Origin of the sequence: Algibacter sp. L1A34 (assembly GCF_009796805.1) — a bacterium.
Taxonomy (GTDB): Bacteria; Bacteroidota; Bacteroidia; order Flavobacteriales; family Flavobacteriaceae; genus Algibacter.
Genome location: NZ_CP047029.1, coordinates 67,588 through 91,966 on the forward strand (window position 1 = coordinate 67,588; position 24,379 = coordinate 91,966).

Genomic DNA, 24,379 nt, shown 5'->3' on the forward strand with positions numbered 1-24,379 from the left:
GTATTAGTTTTATTAAAATATTTAATTGTATTATTTTTTTAGAGGAATAACCATATTCCATGTTTTTGTTCCATTGCCAAAACCACCAGGACCATCCATGGTGGCGAAAAATATATGAGTTGGTTTTCCGTCTTCAACTAAAACAAAAGGACGTTCTAACTGTCCTTGTTTAATAGTTTTTCCGTTATTCCATTTTACCATTTTAGTATATGCTCTCGGGTTATCATCTACCACCCAATGTATCCCATCTGTAGAATGTGCTAAAAGCCCATCTCCATGTCCGCCAGTAATAGCTCCACGTTGGTCTTTAGCAATCATGTGATAGCCTTTAGCGTCTCCCCATAAATGCGGATCTTCAACTTCACCAAAGTGTTCTACTGAAAATAAAGGTTTATCACCAATTACAGTATATTCTCCATCGAAAGTAGGCGCCGTAGCTACGCCAATACTCATATCACTATGTGTAATTCCGTCTTCTTTATACGACCGGCCTTTAAATAATAAAACTACCGAGCCATCTTCTTTTATTAATGGAGAAGGATTAGATGTTAAAAAACTGTAATACGAATTTGGTTTCACTTCTAAAACAGGAGCATCTCGTCGTTTCCATGGTCCATTCGGACTCTTTGAAGTTGCTATCCCAACACGTTTTCCCCAACGGGCTGCAATACACCATTTACTAGATAAATTGAATTGATCTACATTACCTTCTGTAACATCCTCAAATGGATGGGTAGACCCCATATAATAAAGAATATAGGTATCTTTATATTTTACAATTTTTGGATTGTGACAAGATTTCCCATCCCAATACTGCGTTCCACGATTACCTAAAGCAACATCTTTAAATTGATACGGACCATCTGCCGTTTTAGAAATAGCATGTACAATTTCCGACTGAATCATCCAACCTGGATGAAACGGTAAATATTTTGGCCAACGTGATGCATACATGTGATATAAACCATCTTCGCCTTTAATTACAGAACTTCCCCAAACCCAATAATCGTCCATTTGTAGTCCGCCATTAATTGGTGCTTCTTCTAAATTATCGAAAATGGCATTCTGTGCATTAGTACACGCGATAACCCCAATAAATAAAAGAATAAAATATTTCATCTAAAAAAGTATTTAGTTTTTGTTTGGTTTTAAGGTTACATCTTTCAAGTTAATAGCATTCCATTTTCCTACTACAGGCATTATAGAAAACTGATACTTCCCAGCTTTTTCAACTTTGAAATTACTTAAATCTGTTGTTTTAAATCGTTTAGGATTAGACCCTGTTTTTGGGATTTTAACGGTTTTAGTTTCTCCGTTAAATGTTATTGAAATTTCGGAATCTTCTACTGCAGAATACCCTAAAACCCCATTGAAACTGCCTGGTTTATCTATTTGAAAAGACCAATATACTCTAGCCGTTTCACTATCCCAATTAGAAATACAATCCCATTCCTCTTTATATAACGCGCCTGGACCTTGTAAGTTTTCATATTGCGCTCTAAATGCAGATAAGACCGCAACTCCAGCTTCATCCTGTCCTAATGGTTTTACAGGTAAAGCATTTGGCTTTTCTTTCAGCTTTAAAACAATTACAGAAGCAATACTATCCGGTGCTTCTCCTGTTAATTTTACTTGAATACCATCGTCTACCGTTTCCGTTTTAAATGTTCTATTTTTATCAGTTAATAAATAACAAGATTCTACACTGTTTTTTAATCGGATAGGTAATGATGCGCCATCTTCCCAGTTGTAAACGTGTAAATAAAGCAAGCTTTTATCGTTAACCGTTTTCATAGTAATACGTCCCCAATCTGGCTCGGTACTCGTTGGGCTAGCTTGTGTTCCGTATATAGCTTCGGAATTTTTTGACATCCAAGCGCCAATAGCTTTCATACGTTCTACCGCCTCAGGTTTTAAAATCCCTTCACTAGTTGGACTTACATTTAATAAATAATTCCCGCCTTTACTACTTTGGTCTATCAAATTATGGATTAAAGTAGGAATCGATTTGAATTTATTATCGTCGCTACGGTAGCCCCAACTTCCACTAACGGGTTGGCATAATTCCCAATATTTTGCTTCAGGTTGATGTCTAGGTCCGTTTCTTTCAAAAGTTTTATGATCTCCAGGATAATCATCGCCCAAACGGTCGTTTGTAATTATTCGTGGTTGTAATGCTGTTGTAATGTGGTGTAAACTATCTACTACCGATTTTGTCATTTCTCTAGGCGTATCCCACCAAAAAATAGCGATTGGGCCGTATTCTGTTAGCAATTGTTTTACTTCAGGCAATGCTTTTTCGTAAACATACGCGTCGCTACTAACACGTTTTAAATCTTTATCCCAAGTATTTCCTAAACCACCTGGATGATGCCAATCTTGAGCTTGTGAGTAATAAAACCCAAATTTTATGCCTTGAGCCTGACATTCTTTAGCTAATTCTTTTAAAACATCGCGTTTAAATGGCGTGGCATCTACAATATTATAATCGGTTGCTTTAGAATCGAACATTGAAAACCCATCATGATGTTTGGCTGTTATCACCATATATTTCATGCCAGCTTCTTTCGCTAAAGACACAAACTCTTTGGCGTTGAATTTTGTTGGATTAAACTCGTCTGCAAATTTTTCGTATTCGACAATTGGAATCTGCCCTTTATTCATAATCCATTCGGCACTATTAGAAATTTCTTTGCCTTTATAAAACCCTGCAGGAACAGTGTAAATCCCCCAGTGAATAAACATACCAAAACGGGCTTCTTCCCACCATTGCATGCGTTCTTCATCTGATATATTTTTCGAATCGATATTCTCGTTAGTAACTATAGACTTTTCTGCTTTAGTTCCACATGCTGTTCCTAAAATAAAAACAAACAACATTGCCCAAACACCTAATTTTTTCATCCTTGTTTTTTTATTATTTATTCTAAAAAAGTATAACATATACAATAATAAAAATTATAGAGTTTTTACTGTATAAATCATGAGCCTTTCCATATAAACTATAGCTTATTTATGCGCTATATTAATAAAATAGGCTATTAACAAATAATTGGACGATTACAAACACGAATAAAACCCCTCAATTTACATGAGAATCTGTAAACTATTTTAAGACATATTTATAGTGAAAAACGAGATTAAATTAATGGCGAGTTTCCTTTAAAATAAAATCCACAATTGGTTTTGGATCTTTTAAAGAATGAGGATGATGCCCTACTTCTGGCTTGCGAATCATGTTTAATTCCCAACCCAAACTATTTAGTCGTTGCTCTAATAACGTGCTATTTTCTACAACAGGAACCACCTTATCGGCATCACCAACAATAATTAAAATAGGCACTTTTTGAACAGCGATATATTCCATATGATTTATTGGATTTCCTGAAAATTGAGTTGCAATTTCTTCAGAAAAACCATAACTCACTAAGCAGGCTTGCCATGCTTTTTTAGAGCCATCTCCAGTACCTTGCCCAGCAGGCCAACTTTTAAAATCGCAAACCGGAGCATCTGCATAAATACAAGCTACTTTTTCGGCATTTTGGTTGGCCCAATTAAAGATAATTAAACCACCTCTACTCATACCTTCTAATACAACTTTAGGATTCAATTTATATTTTTTTATAATGAATTTGTAAAAACCATCCCAGATTTTCATAGCCTTTGGACTTCCGAATAAATTAGCGACTTCAATATACACCACATGAAAACCTGCGTTTAAAAGTGCAATATCGGTTTGTGGCTCGTGACCCCAAAATCGGGCGCGCCAAATCCAGTTTTTACTTGCATTCGCTTTTTTAGGAAACACCACTTTATAAGCCACGCCATTTAAGGTCGCTTCCTTTATTTTAAAACCATTCCATTCCTTTTTTACGGCTTCGTTTTCTTTGGAAATATATCTAATTGAAGTTTCAATATTAACGTTTGCTTCCGCAGAAATTATTTCAGAAGGAAAACAGTAAAAACTGTAAAATAGGATAATAAGTAAACTTAAATTTCTTTTCATTTTTTAATATAGTTTAATGTATTGGGTTTTCGATAATTTCTCTTGCATCTTCAGGGCTTGTTTTTTGTTTTCCGGTTAGCAAATAAATAACCATACCAGCATCCGATGGATCGAAATCACCTTTTTTAACACAAGTTAATTGCCTTTGATACAAACAATCTAATTGGTTTTTAGCTTCTTCGGAAGTATTTCTTATTGGCGAGGTTTTTATCCAATCGAACATGGCTTTTGGAGCTTTCATACCTTCGTAATCTTTCCCTCCATTTTGATCGGTTATTCTATCGCAAATAAGTCCGAAGGACTCAAAATTTGCTTTAATTTCGTTCCAAGTCCAACCAGAATGATCTTCCCAATCGTAAGGTTTATCAGAATGTTTATCGTTCCAATTAGAATGAGAAATAATTCTAACATATTTCAACTTTTCTTTTTTAGATTGTGAAATTGCAGATCCCACAACATGCATTGGCCCAGCAGCAACAATAGTTAACGGGTTGCTCGCTTTAGATTTATTAATTTCTTTTACAATGGCATTAATAGCTTTTGTAGAATCGGCAACCGCTTCTAAGAAATTACTTTTTTTAAAATTATATATTTTTTGCCCTTCTAAAGCACTGATTAACATTTCGGCTTTTCCCTTTTTCATTTGGTGATCACTGCCCCAAATATGATCGCTAAAAGTATAAACCGTAAGTTTATCTTGAAGTCCGCTTGCAGCCAACAGCGCTAACGAAAAAGGTGTTGCCGCCCAATCGTCGTGATCATGCTCATTACCATCAGAACTCACCACAACACGTCCAATAGAATACGGTATGGTCTGCGCGAAAAGATGAGAACTCAAAGTTAATGTTATACAAATAAGAACAAAACGAAGTTTTTTCATTTTAAATGTGGTGTTTGTTAAATATTTTCTAGTTTCTTTAATCGCAATAAGGCTTCCATATAATAGTAATCGGCATAAATAATTGGTACGTCCATTTCTTTATTCTTAGGGTGATTTCCTGTGGAATGCAATAGCAAGGCATCATTTTTAGCATGACTCAAATAAGCACTAGATGATAGATTTTCAACCAATGTTTTACCTGCGTTGAAATATTTAGATTTTAACTTTTCATCTTGAACCAAACCCGATAATTCCATTAAGCCACATGCTGCAACTGCTGCCGCAGAAGCATCTTTTGGTACATTAGGAATTTTAGGATCGTCGAAATCCCAAAACGGAATACCATCTTCCGGTAAACGCTCTAAAAATTTATCTGAAAGTTTTATGGCAGTATTCAAAAAATTAGAATCACCAGTTTCACGATATGCCATTGCAAAACCATAAATTCCCCAACCTTGCCCTCGCGCCCACATGGATTCGTTAGCATAACCTTGATGTGTATAGCCTTGTAAAAACGCTCCTGTTTCCATATCGAAAGACCCAACATGAAATGCAGAACCGTCTTCCCTAACCAAATGCTTCATAGTTTGTTCTGCATGACTTTTAGCTATATTGTACAAACTTTTATCTCCACCATTTTTAGCTGCCCAAAAAAGCAACTCTAAATTCATCATATTATCTATAATGGTGTTGTGCTTGTATCGCTTAATTTGAGAAGGCCAAGATAAAATACTACCAACTTTCGGGTTGTATAATGTTGCCAATGTATCGGCAGCGGCCAACAAAACCTCTTTGTAATTTTGGTTTCCTGTTAATCTATACCCATTACCATAACTACAATATAACTGAAAACCGATATCGTGATTTCTCGCAGAACTGTATGCAATAACCTTAAGTGGTTCTGTGAAATTTACAGCCTGTTTCTTTAACCCCTCATCTCCTGAATATTCGTAAGCATACCACAACATACCTGGATAAAAGCCGCTACACCAATCTGTAGTTTTAACAAAACTCCATTGGGTATTGTTTTTATTAACGTGTCTCGGAAAACTATCAAAACGTGTATAAGTTTGTGCTACTGTTTTTATTTTTTCAACATTATTTTTTAGTATATTCTCTATATTAAACTTAGAGGCTTCATTTAACGACCTTTCTTTTTTTGCAGAATTACAAGCAAAAATTAAACTCAACACTAAAAATGACACTAACTTAACTACACGCATTCTTTTTCGGTTTTAAAATATTCAACATAACGTTTTTAATAATCTGGCAAAACTTATTCCATTGCAAGTTATTATTTATTGAATTTATGATCGTTAAATTATCAATCAAAAGCTATAAATTATTGCTTAATTAAAGAGATAATTTCAATCTTACTAAAAAACAACGTTTTTATACTTGTGCTTCCTATATTCATCTGAACAAAAATGTTCCTAACCTTCAATTTAAATATAATAAAATATTAAAAACTGATTAAGAACACTTTAATTAACTTCAAATTGAAAACACCTACTATACCTTAATTCTTTTATAAGGCAATTTATTTCGGAAAATAAGTCATAATTTATAATGTTGAAGCGATAAATTATACACATTGGTCTAAAATATAAATAACATTGTTAAGACTAAAACCACTTTAAGTACCTTTTTATTAAATATGTTTTAAAACATCAACTTCAAAACATTTTAAAACGGGTATTTAAAATCAACAAACTAAACTTTTATGATGAAAAAAACCAAACCTCAGACAAGTCTGAAAAAACCAGCAAATCTATTTTGGCTTATAGGCCTTCTAGTGTGCTGCATGACTACATTAGGGTATGCAAGTGCAAACCCTATTATTGAACAAAACAAAACTATTTCAGGAACTGTTGTTAGTGCCGAAGATAACATGGGTATTCCCGGCGTAAATGTTATCGTTAAAGGTACTTCTACAGGAGCTGTAACAGATTTTGATGGAAATTACAGTATTACAGTACCTAACAACAATTCAACTCTTGTGTTTTCTTACATCGGTTATGTTTCTCAAGAATTGAATACAGGAAGTAAATCGACAATTAATGTGTCTTTAGAACCTGATGTTGCTGCCTTAGACGAAGTTATTGTAGTAGGGTATGGTACTCAGAAAAAAGAGACTCTTACCGGTTCTGTTGAACAAATTAAATCTGAAGCTTTTGCGGATTTAGCTCAAGGTAGTCCAGCATTGGCGCTTCAAGGTAGAACTCCAGGTTTAACAGTTACGCGTTCGTCATCTAGACCAGGCGATGAAGGTGTTAATTTCTTAATTAGAGGAGCTTCTTCTATTAATGGTATAGAACCACTTATTGTTATTGATGGTGTACCCTCAATAAACTCAGACTCTTTTAATAATATGAATCCGAATGATATTGAAAGTATAAGTGTACTTAAAGGTGGTTCGGCATCTGTATATGGCTCTCGTGCCGCTGGTGGTGTTATTTTAGTAACCACTAAAAAAGGTCGTGGTGACGTTAAGGTTAATATAAGTTCTGTGCTCCGTATGGGAACCATTGGTATTCGCCCGCCATCACCATCTATGTCGGAATATGGACAACTTTATTTAGCAGCAGTAGATGAGGATATTGCTTCAAGCAAACCTCCTCGTTATTTCTTTTGGAGCGACCGTGCAACTGTACAACGAATTGCTAACGGAGAAGAAGGTATTTATGATTTACCAATTAACGGAAGTGTTTATTTAGGAAACGCTCCTAGATTTGACGAGATGTTTGGTAACTCATACTCGAGCCAACATAATATTAGTGTTTCTGGTGGTACTGAAAACTCTAATTTCCGCATCTCTGCAGGTTACGATCAAAATATTGGAGGTTTACTAGTAGCTGATGATGGTGTAGACAGATATAATTTCTCATTGAATTATAACGTTGATATTAGTGACAGATTGAACATTAATACTAACGTTACCTATTTTGATAATATTTATTCTGGACCTTCAGGAGGCGTAGACAGTGAAGCTATTACTTATGATGCGCCATTGTTCCCAACGTATAATCCTCTAGGACAATACTATGGTAATTTTGGTGGTAATATTGGCGGTGGAAAAAACTCTGTTGCTAATGCCATTGATGGTGGTCGTACAAATGACAAGAACCAACAATTCAAAATAGCAGCAATAGCTACATACAAAATAACTGACGAGTTAAATGTTTCTGGATCTTATTCCCTTAGCAAGCAACATTCAGAAGATCAAACCTATGAGATAACCGTTCCAACTTACAACTGGTATGGAGATGTAGCACCAGGTCAAGTTAATCCTACTTCATTTATTGAAGAAGAAACGGGGACTATTACTTATAAAAACTATAAAGCTGCTTTAAACTATAGCAATAGCTTTGGAGACCATAATGTATCTGGGCTTTTAGCAATTGAAGCTGAGAAAAACACAAGCAATGGTTTAAGAGCAAGAAGAAACGGATTTGTTGACTATGGTGTATATGATTTAGATTTAGGTGCATCAGACCAACAAATTACTACTGAAGGAGGTGGTAATACTTGGGGTTTCTACGGATATATTGGTCGTGTAAATTACGATTATAAGAGTAAATACTTATTAGAATTGCAAGGCAGACGTGATGGGTCGTCAAGATTTGCTGAAGGAGCAAAATGGTCTAATTATGGAAGTATTTCTGCCGGTTGGGTATTAAGCTCAGAGGAGTTTCTACAAGATAGCAAGATTATTTCCTTCCTAAAACTAAGAGGTGGTTATGGTGAATTAGGTAGTACATCTGGAATTGGTGAATTCGGGTACTTATCTACAGTAGGTTTTGGTAACACTGTATTTGGCCAAACAGATGCTGGTCAACAAGTAACTTCTCGTGCAAGTAGTTTATTTAGTGGTACTACAACGTGGGAACGTATTGCAACCAAAGAAGTTGGTTTAGATTTTAGGATGTTTACCTCTAAACTATTTGGTTCTTTAGACTTTTTTCAAAAAGATAATAAAGGTATGCTTGTTAGAGGTATAACACCAGATGTATTAGGTACTACGGCACCTTATACTAATATTGGTACTTTACAAACTAAAGGGTGGGAAGTTATGTTAGGTTGGAGAGATCAAATTGAAGATTTCGAGTATACTGTAAGTGCTAACATTAGTGATACTCGTAATGAAATCACTAAATATGACGGAGCCCAATCTGTAGTTGCCGGATTAAATGAAGCTTCAGAATCTGAAAATATTTTAGGAAGGCCTATTAACTCGTTATATTTATACGAAACAAACGGATATTTTGATTCTACAGCCGAAGTAATTGAGTACTACAATAGCTTAGAGGCAGGTGGCATTTTACCATCACAAACATCTAACGACGCCTTACGACCAGGAGATATGAGAGTTATTGATTCAAATGGCGATGGTAAATTAGATGAAGGCGATTTAACTTACCAAGGCGATAACGCAGCGCACTATGTATATGGAATAAATTTTGATATTAAGTATAAAAATTGGGATTTAAGCGCTTTTTTTCAAGGTACTTTAGAGCAGAAAGTTTACAGAACAGGATTTTTTGCACAACCTTTCCAAGCAGAATGGCAAAATCAATCTAACACATGGTTAGGTAGAACCTGGACCGAAAACAATCGTAACGCAGAATTTCCTAGATTAACTACGCAACGTGGATTATCTAAATGGAACTACCAATTTAAGGATCATATCCTTCAAAATAATCGTTACCTAAGACTTAAATCTTTAATTATTGGTTATAATATTAAAGGTCTAAAACTTGGAAACACGCCAATAAACACCTTTCGTGTTTATTTCTCAGGAAATGATTTATTTGAGTTAACCACAGTAAAAGACGGTTACGACCCTGAATTTCAAGCAGACACAAATGCAAGTGCTTATCCGTTTATGCGTACTTGGGCATTAGGCTTAAAATTATCTATTTAAGAAGAACACGAAATAATTAAATTCGAAACAAATGAAAAAATTAAGATATATAATATTACCGTGCTTGATGATGGTTTTAGCATCCTGCGCAGATGAATTTATAGATTTAACACCCCCAGCTGAAATTACTGACGAAGTTTATTTCAACGAAGCCGAACATTTTAATGCCGCTGCAAATAGATTTTATACTTATTTGTTAGATTGGAAAGACCAAGGTATTTATTCTGATCATGGATCAGACTTAATAGGCTATGATGAGGATAGTGAAATGCAAGTATACAGTAGAGGATTAATTCAAGCTCAAGCGAATGACGACTACTATTCAGACACTTATGAAGCCATTAGAGATATTAATCTTTTAATTTCAAGAGCAGAAAATTACGATGGTGAAGAAAGTATCGTAGAATATGTAGCTGCCACTAAATTTCATAGAGCATGGCAGTATTTCTTTTTAATACAGCGATATGGTGGCGTACCACTAATTACTCAACCATTAACTGAAAATTCTGAAGAACTTTATGGAGCCAGAAACAGTAGGTACGAAGTAGTAGCACAAATCATTACAGATTTGGACGATGCAATAGCTGGATTACCTAGAGAACAAGATGTTGCTTCTGACGACAAAGGAAAAATCAGTAAATGGGCTGCTATGGCATTTAAAGCTGATGTCTTATTACACGAAGCCACATGGATGAAAAACGTTGGTACTACTACAGACGGTGATGGTGTATCTGCAGGTGCAGGTAGCGAAGGCTACGATCCATCTAAAATAGAACCTTACTTACAAGAAGTTGTTACATTAACTAAAACAGTAATGGATCAAGGTGGTTTTGAACTTTGGAATTACAATAACGTCCTTGATAATTTAAGCCACAATTTCTTATTCAATTTAGAAGGTTCTGGTTCTAACCCTGCAGGTTTAGACAAGGCAACTAATAAAGAATTTATCTTTTATAGTAAATTCGATTTTACATTTAGACAAGCCGGAACTTTAGTGAGTCACGTTTACCAAGGTAGAACAAAGCCTAGTAGAAAAATGATGGACATGTTTTTAACTACATCAGGTTTACCAATTGATAAGCCACTAAGTGGTTTCGCAGGGTACACCAACCCAGAAGATGAGTTCCAAAATAGAGATTTAAGAATGAGAGCGTATTTTACCAATCATAAATTCTTAGGTGTAATTCCAACTATTGATAACGATCCTGAATTAAGATTAGATGGTACCAACAAATTTGGATATTTTAATTCCAAATTTATGAGTTGGAAATGGGGTACAGATGAGGCTTATAGAGCTACAGCTACTGAGAGTTATGATATGCCACATATACGCCTTGCAGAAGTATACTTAATGTATGCTGAAGCATTATATGAGCTAAACGGCGCAATTACTGATGGAGAACTTACTGAGTCTATTAATCTAGTAAGGGATAGAGCAGGATTACCGGCTTTAACTAATGCATTTGTAGCTGCTAACAACTTAGATATGCTAAACGAAATAAGAAGAGAGCGTACGATTGAATTATTTGCCGAAGGTGCAACTCGATTTAACGACCTTAAACGTTGGGGATTAGCCGAAGCTGAATTAGGTGAAACTATTTTCGGCGCGGTTATTGAAGGTACTGTATATGAGAATAATACTGCTATTTATAACCCTGAAGTTTATGGATATGGAGAAGGTGTAGCAGAAACAGGTGTCGGAGAAAGAAGAGCAGTGATTGTTCAGCCAGCATCAATCCGGAATTTTTCTAGGGATAATTATTTATTCCCTTTACCTACTTCTCAAACAGGGTTAAACGCTAATCTACAACAAAACCCAGGTTACTAGTGAAAGTAAAAAAAGGAATTTATATTTGATACTTTAAAAACCGGCAAATCGAAAATTCGATTTGCCGGTTTCATTTTCAATCCGCCCAAATTAAAGTTTTAAAAGTAACTTTCCCGAATACATTGTTACCTCCTTTAATATAAAAATTTATTGCTTACCCATCAAAACGACTAAAATAAATGATAATTTATACATATTGAATCATAAATTATATCCAATTTATTTAAAATACTATAATATTGTAAGAGGAAGCCTGGAACATTTGTTTTAGAGAAAATGTATTTTATGGCAACCTATTTTCATATTAGTTACAAATATATTTATAGTTTAAGTTAGTTTTTTTTAAATTAAAAAAAAGCAGTTATAATTTTATAACTGCTTTTTTTATGTCTATAAATAATTTCACTTCATATTAAAACACAAAATATCACCATTAACGACGGACTTTCACATAGAGACGGACTAAAAACAATTATATATGCTAATAATTATTTTTCCGTTTTTGTAACTGAAATTCCATTTTAATATATAAGTAGTAGTGTCATGAATTTTAGTATAATTAGCAGCTGTCATTTTTTTAGAATTTTTCGTTTTAAAAGCTGCTCCATGTTTAATCAAAAATTCCAAAATTTTAGTCTTGCAAAAAACAACGTCTATATACTTAAAATTTCATTTTTTACCTTAAAAAAGATCTTAAATACTGATTAATAGACCTTAATATATTTTGAGCTCAAAACACCTCTTTTCCTTAATTATTATTGAAGGCAATTTATGACAAAAAATGAATCATAATTTATCATTTTGAAGTGATAAATTACACTAAATTATCTAAAATATAAATAACATTGTAAGACTAAAAATCACTTTAAAAATTTCTTAATTGAAAACGTTTTAAAAGTTCAATTAAGAAGTTTTTTAGAGGGAAATATTATAGAACAAACAAAATTTTATGATGAAAAAAACAAAAACTCAGACAGGTCTGAAAAAAACAGCAAATCTATTTTGGCGTATAAGCCTTTTAGTTTGCTTCATGACTACAATGGGGTATGCAAGTGCAAATCCTATTATTGAACAAAACAAAACGATTACAGGAACGGTTATAAGTGCCGAAGATAACATGGGGATTCCCGGAGTAAATGTTATCGTGAAAGGTACTTCTACAGGAGCTGTAACAGATTTTGATGGAAATTATAGTGTTAAAGTACCTAACAACAATTCAACTCTTGTATTTTCTTACGTAGGTTTTATGACACAAGAATTAATTGTAGGAAACAGTTCTACTATAAATGTATCACTAAAAGCCGATGTTGCCGCTTTAGACGAAATTATTGTTGTTGGTTTCGGTACACAAAAAAAAGCTACGCTTACGGGATCTGTAGCACAAGTAAAAGGGGACGATGTTGTAAAAGGTAAGGGTACTTCTAGTGCCGTTTTAGCTTTACAAGGTGAGGTTCCTGGTTTAGTTGTTACACGTACATCTACCCGTCCTGGTGTAGAAGGAACATCTATTAATATTCGTGGAGATATTTCTGTAAATAGTATAAGTCCGCTTATTTTATTAGATGGTGTTGAAATTTCACAAAGTGATTTGGCTGCTATTAATGCAAACGATATTGAAACGTATTCTGTTTTAAAGGATGCGTCTGCTGCAATTTTTGGTACTAAAGCTGCAGGAGGTGTTATTTTAGTCACTACTAAAAAAGGTAAATCTGGTAAAATGAAAATCTCTTATAAAGGTGAAACACAATTAAACTTTGTAAAAGACTTTCCCGTAGCTAATATGAAAGAGTTTGCAGAGGCTTGGTTGGTCGCTGGAAGAAATGATGCTATTGACTTTGTAGATGGGACCGGAAATCAACAAACAGCAGCAACAAGTTTTAGATTTTTTACTGAAGATGAATTTATGAATATGGCTAATGGCACATTGCCTACAGCTCCAGATTCTTATTATTGGGCAGGAAAAGATAATTATTTTTCTGACACAAGCCAATTTGATGCCGTTTACGGCACAACTATTACAGAAAGACACGATTTTTCACTTTCTGGAGGTAATGAAAATGCAACCTATAGAACATCTTTTGGATATGCCAACGAGCGTTCTCCTATATCAGTAGTATACGATGGGCAAAAACGTTACAACTTCCGTACAAATGTGGGGTATAAGGTTAGTGATTTAGTAAAAACAGATTTTAATATATCATACAATAGTAATATAATTGATACTCCAACTCAAGGTATTGGATATGGGATTCAAGATATGAATATATTCCCATTGTATAATCCAGATGGACAGTTTTACGATAATTTCGGAGGAAACAATCCACTAGCATATTTAAAAGAAGGTGGTCGTGTAAAAAATAGAACTAATGTGTTTCGCTTAGGAGGTAAAGTTACATTAGACTTAGATAAGTATGTTGAAGGTTTATCTTTCTCTTACTTTGGAAACATAGCAATGACACAAAGTAGAAAAAATAAAACATGGAAACCTGTAACCATGTACGATTGGCAAGGTATTGAAACAAGTACTCCAACAACTTTAGGAAATGCTAAACTAGAAGTAACTGAAGCCGATTACGTATTCCAAAACCATATTTTCCAAGCAAATTATAATCGTTCTTTCGGAAAACATAATTTAGGAATTATGGTTGGATATACCGCAGAACAATCAGAAACAGACAAGTATTTCATGTCTCGTTCTAATTTAGTTGATGCCTCTTTAAACGATTTAAATGCTTTCGACGCTACTACGCAAACAAATAGTGGTGGTAGTAATGTTGTTGGTTTAGTATCTTACCTAGGAAAAATAAATTACGATTATAATGGTATTTATTTATTAGAAGTATTAGGTCGTCGAGATGGATCTTCTCGTTTACACCCAGATTACAGATGGAAAAACTTCCTTGGTGCATCTGGAGGTATTGTATTTTCAGAAATGTCATTTATGGATGATAGTACGATTAATCTATTAAAATTACGTGCTTCTTATGGAGAAACAGGATCGGTAACAGGTATCGGTGCTTACGATTATTACTCTAGCATTGGTAATGGCACTGTATTATTTGGTAGTACTCCACAATTAGCTGTAACATCGAATATTAGTGGAATGACTTCTTTTCAACGTTCTTGGGAACGTGTATCAACAAGTAACATTGCAGTAGATTTTGGTTTATTAAATAACAGATTAACAGGTACTGCAGAATATTTTATTCGTAAAAATGACGATATGTTAATTAATATAACATATCCCCAAATATTAGCTGCTACGGCTCCAAAAACGAATAGTGGTAATTTTGAAACTAAAGGTTACGAATTGTCTTTAAACTGGAGAGATCGTATAGGAGACGATTTTACATATCGTGTAGGACTTGCATTTTGGGATAACGATAGTGAAGTTACCAAAATGGAAGGTAAAAGCCTTATTGCTTTGGGTACAAACGATATTCTTGAAGGGAAACCATTAAATGCAATATATGCGTATAAAACGGATGGTATATTATCTTCAGAAAGCGAAGTGTTAGAATACTATAATCAATATGGATTTGCAGATCCTTCAGACCAAACAAACATGAAAAATGGTACAAAATTACCAAATTATAGAAGTGAAGATCGTTTAGTTCCAGGAACCGTTAATCGTGTAGATGTCAGTGGAGATGGTATTATTGATGAAGATGATTTAGTGTATATAGGCGATGCAAATCCACATAAAAGTTTTGGTATTAATTTAGGGTTCTCTTATAAAAACTTCGATTTTAGTGCGTTCTTCCAAGGAGTTGCAGAAGTAAATATCGTTAGAACAGGATCTCTTTCTTATCCATTTATGCAATGGTGGACAAACCAAAACCCAATTTTCACAAACAAGACCTGGACAGAAGATAATCAAGATGCTGAATATCCTGCAGCTTTCTTTAATGGAGCTAGAAAAAAATGGAATTATGGAGATTTAAACGATAGAAATGTTATTAAAGCCTCTTATCTAAGAGCTAAAACAATATCTGTAGGATACAGGTTACCAGAAACTGTTTTAGATAGAATGGGAATGGACAAAGTACGTTTCTCTCTAACAGGTAGCGATTTGTTTACAATTTCGAACATAAAAGATGGGTTAGATCCTGAATTTGGTGAAGGAACTAGACAAGGGAATATGGTGCCTTTTTCATCTGCATTGACCTTTGGAGTTGAACTAGCATTTTAATTAAGAACTTTTAATTTAAAGAATATGAAAAATATACATTATAATATAAAACGAATAGGGCTAACAGCCGTAGTTTCAGTATTCATGTTTACTGGATGCTCAGATTATTTAGACCAGGAACCACTGGATTCTGTTACCGAAGCAGTATATTTTAGCACTGCAGAACAGTTTGAAAATGCTGCAAATTATTTTTACCGCGCATCTTTAGGATATGATGCCGGAGATGAATCTTCAGATTTATCAGGAAATCTTGCCACTTCTCCGTCTTATGGACAAGGGCAATCATCTATTCCTGTTACAGATGCTGTTTGGTCAGGTAATTATGGTCAATTAAGAGAACCAAATCAATTAATTGAAAAAGCTGCAGAATACAATGGAAATCAATCAGAAATTGCTGGATCTGTTGCTACAGCTTACTTCTTTAGAGCTTGGTGTCATTACAATTTATTACAACGTTTTGGAGGTGTACCAATAGTTACACGTTCTTTAGATGTAGATTCAGAAGAATTATATGAAACAAGAAACAGTCGTTACGAAGTGGTAGACCAAATTCTTAGCGATTTAGACGTAGCTATAGCAGATTTACCTTCAGAAAACAGTATTCCAGATTCAGGAAAAGGTAAACTTTCAACAGAAGCGGCTAGAGCATTTAAAGCACGTGTTTTATTATACGAAGCAACTTGGGAAAAATACGTAGGTACAACTACAGATGGAGACGGCATTAGCACAGGAGCCGGGTCTAATAAACCAGTAAATTACCCTAGTGTAGACGAGATGTTTACAGAAGCAAAAGAACAATCTTTGGCAGTTATTAATAGTGGAGCTTATGAATTATGGGATCACCGTAATGAATTTGGCGATAGAAACTTATTTTATCTATTTAATTTAGAAGATGAAGGATCTAATCCTGCTGGCTTATCTAAAGCAAATAATAAAGAATTTATAATTCAAACCGTTTACGATTATACATTAAGAAGTATAAATAAAAACCTAACACACTCTAAAGCGCATACTCCATCTCGTAAATTAATGGATATGTACTTATGTACAGATGGTTTACCTGTTCAACATTCTTCAGTATTTGAAGGCTATGATTTAATGAATTCAGAATTTCAAAATCGTGATTATCGCTTAACTAGCTTTGTTAGCGAACCTCTAAAAGAATACTGGGGTTGGGGAAATAGCGTAGAAGGTGGAGGAGCACAATATGGTGTAGACTTCGCAGACGCAGGTACTAATTATGATTATAGATATGTGCCGGAATTAACAAGCCCAGGAGCCAGACGTAATATTGGTTATAGAGGTATTAAGCTTACCACTGAATATAAATTAAGAGAAACCAAAGATGAATCTTTTAATTACCCACATTTACGTTATGCTGAAGTACTATTAACATATGCGGAAGCAACTGTAGAATTAGGAGGAGGAACAATTTCAGATGGTGATTTAAATATCTCTATCAACAAAATTAGAGAACGTTCTAATGTAGCACCTTTAACTAATGCATTAATTGCACCATTTTCAGACTTAACTATGTTAGGTGAAATACGAAGAGAACGTGCTATCGAGTTATTTGGTGAAAATCAACGTTTCAACGATTTAAAACGTTGGGGTATAGCAGAAGAAGAACTTGGTCATACTGTAGCAACCACTTATGTAGATGGTACAGAGTTTGAAACAGCTACCAATCCAAAGAATCCAACTTCTACAATTTATCGTCCAAGTGCATTTTCTTATGGAACAACAACCTCAGAAGAATCTGTATCTTCTTATTCTGGTATTGCAACAACGAAACCAGGAGCTTTAATTTTAGATATTGCTGGGAATAGAAATTTCTCTATAGATAATTATGTAGACCCTATTCCTTCCGGTCAAATAGATCAAAATCCAAACTTATTACAAAACCCAGGTTGGTAATAATAAAAACATTTTTTTAAATTAGTTGTTTTAGAAACTGCAGATTGATTTTATCAGTCTGCAGTTTTTTTTATGCTCAAATACAAGGTGTTACCATACCTCTAATGAATATGAATAAACTGAACATCTAGTACTTGCCAACAATATCTATGATCTAATACATTGCTTCAAAAAAAATCTTAATAAAATACTGTTTTCATCTATAAATGAAAAACATCTGTATTTACTAGGCAAAAAGGTTTAAAATGATTTATAATTTATAGTAATAGAACCATAAATTATATCCAATTTCTTCAAAATACTATAATATTGTACAAGGAAGTCTTAGAGATTTGTTTTGGAGAAAATAAATGTTATGGCAACCAATTTTCATATTAGTTACAAATATATTATAGTTTGAGTTAGTTTTTTTTTAATTAAAAAAAAGCAGTTATAAATTTATAACTGCTTTTTTTACGTCTATAAGAATTTCACTTCTTGTTTAAAAACAAAAAAGCCACCATTAACGGCAGCTTTTTACAGAGTGACTAACTCAAAATAATTATATATGTTAATAATTATTTTTTCTTTTTCTCAGCTAGAGTTTCTTTTATTATTAAACCCGCATCGGTAGCGCCATGAATTTTAGCATATTTAGCAGCTGTCATTTTTTTTGAATTTTTCGCTTTTAAATCTGCTCCATGTATAATTAAAAGTTCCAAAATTTCAGTTCTGTTAAACTTAGCGGCATACATAGCCGGCGTCATCCCATTAGAAACCTGATTAACATCTTCACCCAAAGATAACAACTTCATTACGGTATCAATATCACCTAAAGCGATAGATACACAAAAGGAGTTTACTTTAAAATACCGAACATTTACTAAAGTGTAATCGGTTGAAGTTACAGGTGTAGCATTTACAGTTCCTAATGAAAAGCATAATGCGATTGCGGAAATAATGATTGATTTTTTCATGATGAAAGATTTTTGATTTGATTAAATTGATTATGTTTTTTGATATACTTAAAAGACGATGGAATCTTAAAAATGTTACAGAGAAAATAAAAATTATCAAGATTTTAGTATTTAATTTTGATATAATTAAAGAAAACCTACATTTTCAAACAAATTATCAACCCCCTTATAAAACCCTATTTTCAAGCTAATTTTAATGGTCACTTAGACCAAGTTATGTATCTTTGTAATGATTATTAAAATTTTCAAAAAAATGAATAAAAAAGTCATCTTAATGATTCTAGACGGTTGGGGAAACTCTCCAGACCCAAAAGTTTCTGCTATCGATCATGCAAACACACCTTTCATAGATTCACTATATAAAAAATATCCATTCGCGACATTAAGGACCGACGGTTTACATGTTGGTTTACCAGAAGGGCAAATGGGAAATAGTGAAGTTGGCCACATGAATTTAGGTGCCGGTAGAATTGTATATCAAGATTTAGCTAAAATTAACTTAGCGATTGAAAAAGATACTTTAAAAGACGAAAAAGTATTAATTGATGCTTTAAAATATGCATCGGATAATAATAAAAAAGTACACTTTTTAGGTTTATTAAGTAATGGTGGTGTTCATGCACATACTAGCCATTTAAAAGGGTTTATTGATGCAGCCAACAAAGCTGGTGTAAACTCTTATGTCCATGCATTTACAGATGGTCGTGATGTTGATCCAAAATCTGGTAAAGGTTATGTTGAAGATTTACAAAAATATATTGAAGGCACAAAAGCAAAAATAGCAACTATTACTGGTCGTTATTACGCCATGGATAGAGATAAGCGCTGGGAACGGGTAAAACTAGCTTACGATGCTATTGTAAACAATGTGGGAACTAAAACAGATAACCCAGTTGCCGAAATTCAGGCTAATTATGATAATGATGTTACCGATGAGTTTATCAAACCTTTAATTATTACTGAAAATAATGAAGCCATAGCTAAAGTAGAAAAAGATGATGTTCTTATCTTTTTTAATTTTAGAACAGATAGAGGTCGTGAGTTAACAGAAATGTTAAACCAAAAAGATTTTCCAGAATACAATACTAAAAAATTAGACTTATACTATGTAACCATCACAAACTACAGCGATGCTTTTAAAGGTATAAAAGTTATTTTCAATAAAGATAATATAACCGAAACCTTAGGTGAAGTTTTATCTAAAAACGGTAAAAAACAAATTAGAATTGCCGAGACAGAAAAATACCCACACGTAACATTTTTCTTTTCAGGAGGGCAAGAAACCCCATTTGAAGGTGAATCTCGAATTTTGAAAAACTCGCCTAAAGTAGCGACTTACGATTTGAAACCTGAAATGAGTGCTTTTGAATTAACAGAAGCGTTAGTTCCTGAATTACAAAAAGGAGAAGCAGATTTTGTTTGCTTAAACTTTGCCAATGGCGATATGGTTGGACATACAGGCGTTATGGAAGCAGCAATTAAAGCTTGTGAAGCTGTTGATACTTGCGTGAAAGAAGTTGTTACTACAGGTTTAGCAAATGGGTACACTACCCTATTAATTGCCGATCATGGTAATTGTGAAACTATGATTAATCCAGATGGTTCGCCAAATACAGCACACACAACAAACCCTGTGCCTGTTATTTTAATAGACAACGAATTAAAAAGTATTAAAGATGGTGTTTTAGGAGATATGGCTCCAACCATTTTAAAACTTATAGGTGTAGAACAACCAAAAGCAATGACGCAACACCCTTTGGTTTAAAATCTAATACTCTAGCTTAGGTTTTATAAGCTACCGTTAATAAGATGAATTTTAACAACACAAAAATAATTGCTGTCGATTTTGATGGCACAATCGTAGAAGATGCTTACCCAAAAATAGGGAAGCCTATGATATTTGCTTTCGAAACATTAAAAAAACTTCAAGAAGAAGGGCATCGTTTAATTTTATGGACCTACAGATGTGGTAGTAGATTAGACGAAGCCGTTACTTTTTGTGAAGAAAATGGTATTAGCTTTTACGCTGTGAATAACAGTTTTGCAGGTGAAGAATACACAACAGATATTAGTCGTAAAATAAATGCAGATTTATTTATAGACGATAGAAATATTGGCGGTTTTATTGGTTGGGGTAAAGTTTATCAAATACTTACAAATGAAACACCAGTAATACCCAAACAAAAAAAAGGTTTTTTTAGTTTCTTAAAATAGGTTAAATCTTGAGTAGCTTTATTTTAAGCAAAAGCAAAGACTTCTAATTAAAGCATCTTTGCCATTATTTTTTTTATAATTATGATAGTAATAAAAACAAAAGAAGAAATAGAATTGATGCGTGAAAGTGCATTAATAGTATCTAAAACATTAGGCGAAGTTGCCAAAGCAATTAAGCCAGGCGTTACGACGCTTCAACTTGATAAAATTGCAGAAGAACATATTAGAGACCATGGTGCTATTCCTGGTTTTTTAGGCCTTTACGATTTCCCAAACACCCTTTGCATGAGTCCGAATACACAAGTAGTACACGGTATTCCTAATAATACACCTTTAGTTGAAGGCGATATCATTTCTATAGATTGTGGTGCATTAAAAAACGGATTTTATGGAGATCACGCTTATACATTTGCAGTAGGTGAGATTGATCCAGAAACTGAAAAATTACTTCAAGTTACCAAAGAATCTTTATACGTTGGTATCCGTGAGTTTAAAGCGAACAACCGTGTTGGCGATGTTGGTTATGCCATTCAAAAATATTGTGAAGATCATGGTTATGGCGTGGTTCGTGAGCTAGTTGGTCATGGATTAGGCAGCAAAATGCATGAAGATCCAGAAATGCCAAACTACGGAAAACGTGGTAGAGGCAAGAAATTTATTGACGGTATGGTGGTTGCCATTGAGCCAATGATTAACTTAGGGACACACCGTATAAAACAACACAGAGACGGTTGGACAATTACAACTTTAGACAATAAACCATCTGCACATTTTGAGCACGATGTGGCTTTAGTTGATGGAAAACCTGAGTTGCTTTCAACCTTTGCGTATGTATATGATGCTTTAGGAATTAAAAGTAATGAAGAAGATGAATTTCGTCAACAAGCATTAGTTCTCTAAAACAACGCATGAATACATCTATTGAATCTATAGAACTCGCGTTAAAACCATTACGCGCAGAACTTAATTCTCATAAACTATATAGCAACTTAGCATCGGTTAAAGACATAAAAACCTTTATGGAGCAACATGTGTTTGCCGTTTGGGATTTTATGAGTTTGCTAAAAGCGCTTCAAAATCATTTAACTAATACTTCTGTGCCCTGGATTCCTGTTAAACATCCTTCTACAGCTCGTTTTATTAATGAAATTGTTTTAGGAGAAGAAAGTGATATTAATGAATTGGGAGAACCTAATAGTCACTTTGAAATGTACTTAGATGCTATGCACCAAATTGGAGCAAGTACAACTGATATAGAAAAATTTATAATACAAATAGAAAAAGGTATTTCAGTTTCCGAAGCGATGACGGCTTTAAACTTACCTAAAGCAACTAGAGATTTTGTAGACTTTTCATTTAAAATAATAGCAACCAATGCATCGCATAAAATAGCATCTGCATTTACTTTTGGCAGAGAAGATGTAATTCCTGATATGTTTTTTCAAATTATTAAACAATCGGAACAAAACAATAAAGCATCTTATAGTAAGTTAACTTATTATTTAGAACGCCATATTGAATTGGATGGAGATGAACATGGCCCACTGTCACTAAAAATGGTTGAAGAATTATGTGGAAACGACCAAACTAAATGGAATGACGTATTAGAAACAGCCAAAGATGCATTAAAATATAGGATTGCGCTTTGGGATGGTATTTCAACTTTAATTTTATCGAATACGGTATTAGCCTAGCAAAATTTGAAAAAGCTCTTTAAACTCATATTAAACACCATTCCAAGACCTTTGTTAATAAGGTTAAGCTATGTTATTCGTCCGGTTTTAGCTTTCTTTTTAAAAGGCGACACTTTTACCGACCCTATAGATGGAAAAAGCTTTAAAAGTTTTCTCCCTTATGGTTATGGCAATCAGCGTAACAACGTATTATCACCTTCTACTTTAAGTTTAGAGCGCCACCGATTACTTTGGTTGTATCTTAAAAATGAAACCGATTTTTTTACAGCACCAAAAAAAGTACTTCATTTTGCTCCCGAACAATGTTTTTTAAAACGTTTTAGAAATCTTAAAAACTTAGATTACACTACAACCGATTTACTTTCTCCTATTGCAGACGTAAAAGCAGATATTTGCGATTTACCTTTTGAAGATAATAGTTACGATATTATTTTTTGTAATCATGTTTTAGAACATATTCCTGATGATACCAAAGCGATGCAGGAATTATATCGTGTTTTAAAACCTGGTGGTATGGGTGTTTTTCAAATTCCCCAAGATTTATCTAGAGCAACCACTTTTGAAGATGATTCGATTACCGATAAAGTTGAACGCGCTAAAATATTCGGACAATACGATCATGTTCGTGTTTATGGCCAAGATTATTTTGACAAGCTTCGAGGTATAGGTTTTAAAGTAAAGGAGGTTGATTATACCGCAAATCTTTCCGCGGAAGCGATAGAAAAATACTGTTTAGCCAAAGGTGAAATTATTCCGGTAGTTTATAAATAAAAATTTCAAACTAAATATTTATTGAATCATGACACAACAAGTTATAATTGCTACTGGTGCTATTTTTGGGATGTTATCCGTTATTTTTGGTGCTTTTGGAGCACATGCTTTGAAGAAAATCTTATCTAACGACCAATTGCATAGTTTTGAAGTTGGTGTAAAATATCAAATGTATCATGCCATTGTTTTGGTAGCACTCGGTTTAAATTTTAAATATATAACGATACCTATTTACTGGTGCTTTACCTTGGGTATTATCTTGTTTTCTTTCAGTATTTATGGTTTAATTTTATCTGATGCAAAAGGAAGTAAGTTGAAATTTTTAGGCCCTATAACTCCGCTAGGTGGCTTGCTTTTTGTTATTGGCTGGTTACTTTTGTTAATTAATGTTTTATAGAAAGAATTTACGCTTATCTATTTTCTATTGTATCTAATTTGACGCAACCTAATTAGATATTTATCATCTAACAATAAACTAGAAAACATGAGGCATTTTATTTTTACATCTATAATGATTCTAACCTTCTTTTCTTCTTGTAAAAGCGACGAAAATGAAAACGATTGTTATCCCGAAATGATAATATCAAATTGGGTTTCTGAAAAGGAAATAATAGTTGAATTCGATACTCAGTTTAAAAGAAATAATTATAATATAATTAATGGAAATAAAATATTGTTTAAATACAATCTTAACGGAGCGCAATGTGATAATATAATAGATGATGAATGGGGAGAAAACTTAATTTTTCAAATCGAAAACAATAATACTGACTTTGAATTTATAGATAATGAAATCCTTTCAACAAACTGCTTTTACCAACAGTATGGGGCTTGGGTAGCTCATAACAAATATGAAGTAAAAAATGGTATAATAAAAGGAGAGAAAATATCAAAGACCGAGTGGGAAATAACTGTAAATATTGAAACCACGCCTATATTTGAAAATGAACCATCTAAAAATATTATTTTTACAGAAATATTTAAAGAATAAAAACAA

General features: G+C 33.6%; 17 protein-coding genes. 11 read left to right on the top strand and 6 right to left on the bottom strand.

The window, feature by feature from the left end; all coding sequences use genetic code 11:
- Nucleotides 1-30: 30 nt before the first annotated feature.
- From GQR97_RS00230 to GQR97_RS00250, 5 genes are all read right to left on the bottom strand, one after another.
- Entirely contained in the window at nt 31-1,119 is a 1,089-nt protein-coding gene (locus GQR97_RS00230; protein ID WP_158843899.1) for a glycoside hydrolase family protein, read from the bottom strand.
- A gap of 12 nt (nt 1,120-1,131) precedes the next feature.
- The gene (locus tag GQR97_RS00235; RefSeq protein WP_158843901.1) at nt 1,132-2,904 is read right to left on the bottom strand and encodes an alpha-L-fucosidase; all 1,773 of its coding nucleotides are present in this window, start codon (nt 2,902-2,904) and stop codon (nt 1,132-1,134) included.
- A 241-nt stretch (nt 2,905-3,145) separates the two neighbouring features.
- The gene (locus tag GQR97_RS00240; RefSeq protein WP_158843903.1) at nt 3,146-4,006 is read right to left on the bottom strand and encodes an alpha/beta hydrolase family protein; all 861 of its coding nucleotides are present in this window, start codon (nt 4,004-4,006) and stop codon (nt 3,146-3,148) included.
- Nucleotides 4,007-4,019: 13 nt separating this feature from the next.
- Complete coding sequence (locus tag GQR97_RS00245) at nt 4,020-4,844, bottom strand: hypothetical protein (protein WP_158843905.1); 825 nt, start codon at nt 4,842-4,844, stop codon at nt 4,020-4,022.
- A 59-nt stretch (nt 4,845-4,903) separates the two neighbouring features.
- Nucleotides 4,904-6,109, bottom strand: coding sequence for a glycoside hydrolase family 88 protein (locus GQR97_RS00250; RefSeq protein WP_158843907.1), 1,206 nt, complete (start codon nt 6,107-6,109; stop codon nt 4,904-4,906).
- 500 nt (nt 6,110-6,609) lie between these two features.
- Here GQR97_RS00250 and GQR97_RS00255 point away from each other — a divergent pair, with 500 nt between their 5' ends.
- The 4 genes from GQR97_RS00255 (at nt 6,610) to GQR97_RS00270 (ending at nt 17,747) form a co-directional block, all read left to right on the top strand.
- Entirely contained in the window at nt 6,610-9,810 is a 3,201-nt protein-coding gene (locus GQR97_RS00255) for a SusC/RagA family TonB-linked outer membrane protein (RefSeq protein WP_158843909.1), read from the top strand.
- Nucleotides 9,811-9,841: 31 nt separating this feature from the next.
- On the top strand, nt 9,842-11,638 hold the full coding sequence (locus GQR97_RS00260; RefSeq protein ID WP_158843911.1) for a RagB/SusD family nutrient uptake outer membrane protein: 1,797 nt from the start codon (nt 9,842-9,844) through the stop codon (nt 11,636-11,638).
- Nucleotides 11,639-12,587: 949 nt separating this feature from the next.
- Nucleotides 12,588-15,830, top strand: a complete 3,243-nt coding sequence (locus tag GQR97_RS00265) for a SusC/RagA family TonB-linked outer membrane protein (protein WP_158843913.1) — start codon at nt 12,588-12,590, stop codon at nt 15,828-15,830.
- A 24-nt stretch (nt 15,831-15,854) separates the two neighbouring features.
- Nucleotides 15,855-17,747 carry a RagB/SusD family nutrient uptake outer membrane protein gene (locus tag GQR97_RS00270; RefSeq protein ID WP_199269894.1) on the top strand — a complete coding sequence of 631 codons (1,893 nt, stop codon included), beginning with the start codon at nt 15,855-15,857 and terminating at the stop codon, nt 17,745-17,747.
- Between the two features lie 557 nt (nt 17,748-18,304).
- On the opposite strand, the gene GQR97_RS00275 is transcribed toward GQR97_RS00270, so the two are convergent.
- Nucleotides 18,305-18,703 carry an ankyrin repeat domain-containing protein gene (locus GQR97_RS00275; RefSeq protein ID WP_158843915.1) on the bottom strand — a complete coding sequence of 133 codons (399 nt, stop codon included), beginning with the start codon at nt 18,701-18,703 and terminating at the stop codon, nt 18,305-18,307.
- A gap of 253 nt (nt 18,704-18,956) precedes the next feature.
- Here GQR97_RS00275 and gpmI point away from each other — a divergent pair, with 253 nt between their 5' ends.
- From gpmI to GQR97_RS00310, 7 genes are all read left to right on the top strand, one after another.
- The gene (gene gpmI, locus GQR97_RS00280) at nt 18,957-20,468 is read left to right on the top strand and encodes a 2,3-bisphosphoglycerate-independent phosphoglycerate mutase (RefSeq protein WP_158843917.1); all 1,512 of its coding nucleotides are present in this window, start codon (nt 18,957-18,959) and stop codon (nt 20,466-20,468) included.
- 44 nt (nt 20,469-20,512) lie between these two features.
- Nucleotides 20,513-20,917 carry a BT0820 family HAD-type phosphatase gene (locus GQR97_RS00285; protein ID WP_158843919.1) on the top strand — a complete coding sequence of 135 codons (405 nt, stop codon included), beginning with the start codon at nt 20,513-20,515 and terminating at the stop codon, nt 20,915-20,917.
- 81 nt (nt 20,918-20,998) lie between these two features.
- Nucleotides 20,999-21,817 (top strand): type I methionyl aminopeptidase, encoded by an 819-nt coding sequence (gene map, locus GQR97_RS00290; protein ID WP_158843921.1) that lies wholly within the window; start codon nt 20,999-21,001, stop codon nt 21,815-21,817.
- Between the two features lie 8 nt (nt 21,818-21,825).
- Complete coding sequence (locus GQR97_RS00295) at nt 21,826-22,611, top strand: DUF3050 domain-containing protein (protein WP_158843923.1); 786 nt, start codon at nt 21,826-21,828, stop codon at nt 22,609-22,611.
- Nucleotides 22,612-22,617: 6 nt separating this feature from the next.
- Entirely contained in the window at nt 22,618-23,382 is a 765-nt protein-coding gene (locus GQR97_RS00300; RefSeq protein ID WP_158843925.1) for a class I SAM-dependent methyltransferase, read from the top strand.
- Between the two features lie 28 nt (nt 23,383-23,410).
- Nucleotides 23,411-23,779, top strand: a complete 369-nt coding sequence (locus GQR97_RS00305; protein ID WP_158843927.1) for a DUF423 domain-containing protein — start codon at nt 23,411-23,413, stop codon at nt 23,777-23,779.
- Between the two features lie 87 nt (nt 23,780-23,866).
- Nucleotides 23,867-24,373, top strand: coding sequence for a hypothetical protein (locus tag GQR97_RS00310; RefSeq protein ID WP_158843929.1), 507 nt, complete (start codon nt 23,867-23,869; stop codon nt 24,371-24,373).
- Nucleotides 24,374-24,379 lie beyond the last annotated feature (6 nt).

Excerpts from the sequence above, each read along its gene's own strand:
- GQR97_RS00305 (WP_158843927.1), top strand. The coding sequence starts at position 23,411 with ATGACACAACAAGTTATAATTGCTACTGGTGCTATTTTTGGGATGTTA.
- GQR97_RS00240 (WP_158843903.1), bottom strand. The coding sequence starts at position 4,006 with ATGAAAAGAAATTTAAGTTTACTTATTATCCTATTTTACAGTTTTTAC.
- GQR97_RS00230 (WP_158843899.1), bottom strand. The coding sequence starts at position 1,119 with ATGAAATATTTTATTCTTTTATTTATTGGGGTTATCGCGTGTACTAAT.
- GQR97_RS00265 (WP_158843913.1), top strand. The coding sequence starts at position 12,588 with ATGATGAAAAAAACAAAAACTCAGACAGGTCTGAAAAAAACAGCAAAT.
- GQR97_RS00255 (WP_158843909.1), top strand. The coding sequence starts at position 6,610 with ATGATGAAAAAAACCAAACCTCAGACAAGTCTGAAAAAACCAGCAAAT.
- map (WP_158843921.1), top strand. The coding sequence starts at position 20,999 with ATGATAGTAATAAAAACAAAAGAAGAAATAGAATTGATGCGTGAAAGT.
- GQR97_RS00235 (WP_158843901.1), bottom strand. The coding sequence starts at position 2,904 with ATGAAAAAATTAGGTGTTTGGGCAATGTTGTTTGTTTTTATTTTAGGA.
- GQR97_RS00260 (WP_158843911.1), top strand. The coding sequence starts at position 9,842 with ATGAAAAAATTAAGATATATAATATTACCGTGCTTGATGATGGTTTTA.
- GQR97_RS00250 (WP_158843907.1), bottom strand. The coding sequence starts at position 6,109 with ATGCGTGTAGTTAAGTTAGTGTCATTTTTAGTGTTGAGTTTAATTTTT.
- GQR97_RS00295 (WP_158843923.1), top strand. The coding sequence starts at position 21,826 with ATGAATACATCTATTGAATCTATAGAACTCGCGTTAAAACCATTACGC.
- gpmI (WP_158843917.1), top strand. The coding sequence starts at position 18,957 with ATGAATAAAAAAGTCATCTTAATGATTCTAGACGGTTGGGGAAACTCT.
- GQR97_RS00310 (WP_158843929.1), top strand. The coding sequence starts at position 23,867 with ATGAGGCATTTTATTTTTACATCTATAATGATTCTAACCTTCTTTTCT.
- GQR97_RS00270 (WP_199269894.1), top strand. The coding sequence starts at position 15,855 with ATGAAAAATATACATTATAATATAAAACGAATAGGGCTAACAGCCGTA.
- GQR97_RS00285 (WP_158843919.1), top strand. The coding sequence starts at position 20,513 with ATGAATTTTAACAACACAAAAATAATTGCTGTCGATTTTGATGGCACA.
- GQR97_RS00275 (WP_158843915.1), bottom strand. The coding sequence starts at position 18,703 with ATGAAAAAATCAATCATTATTTCCGCAATCGCATTATGCTTTTCATTA.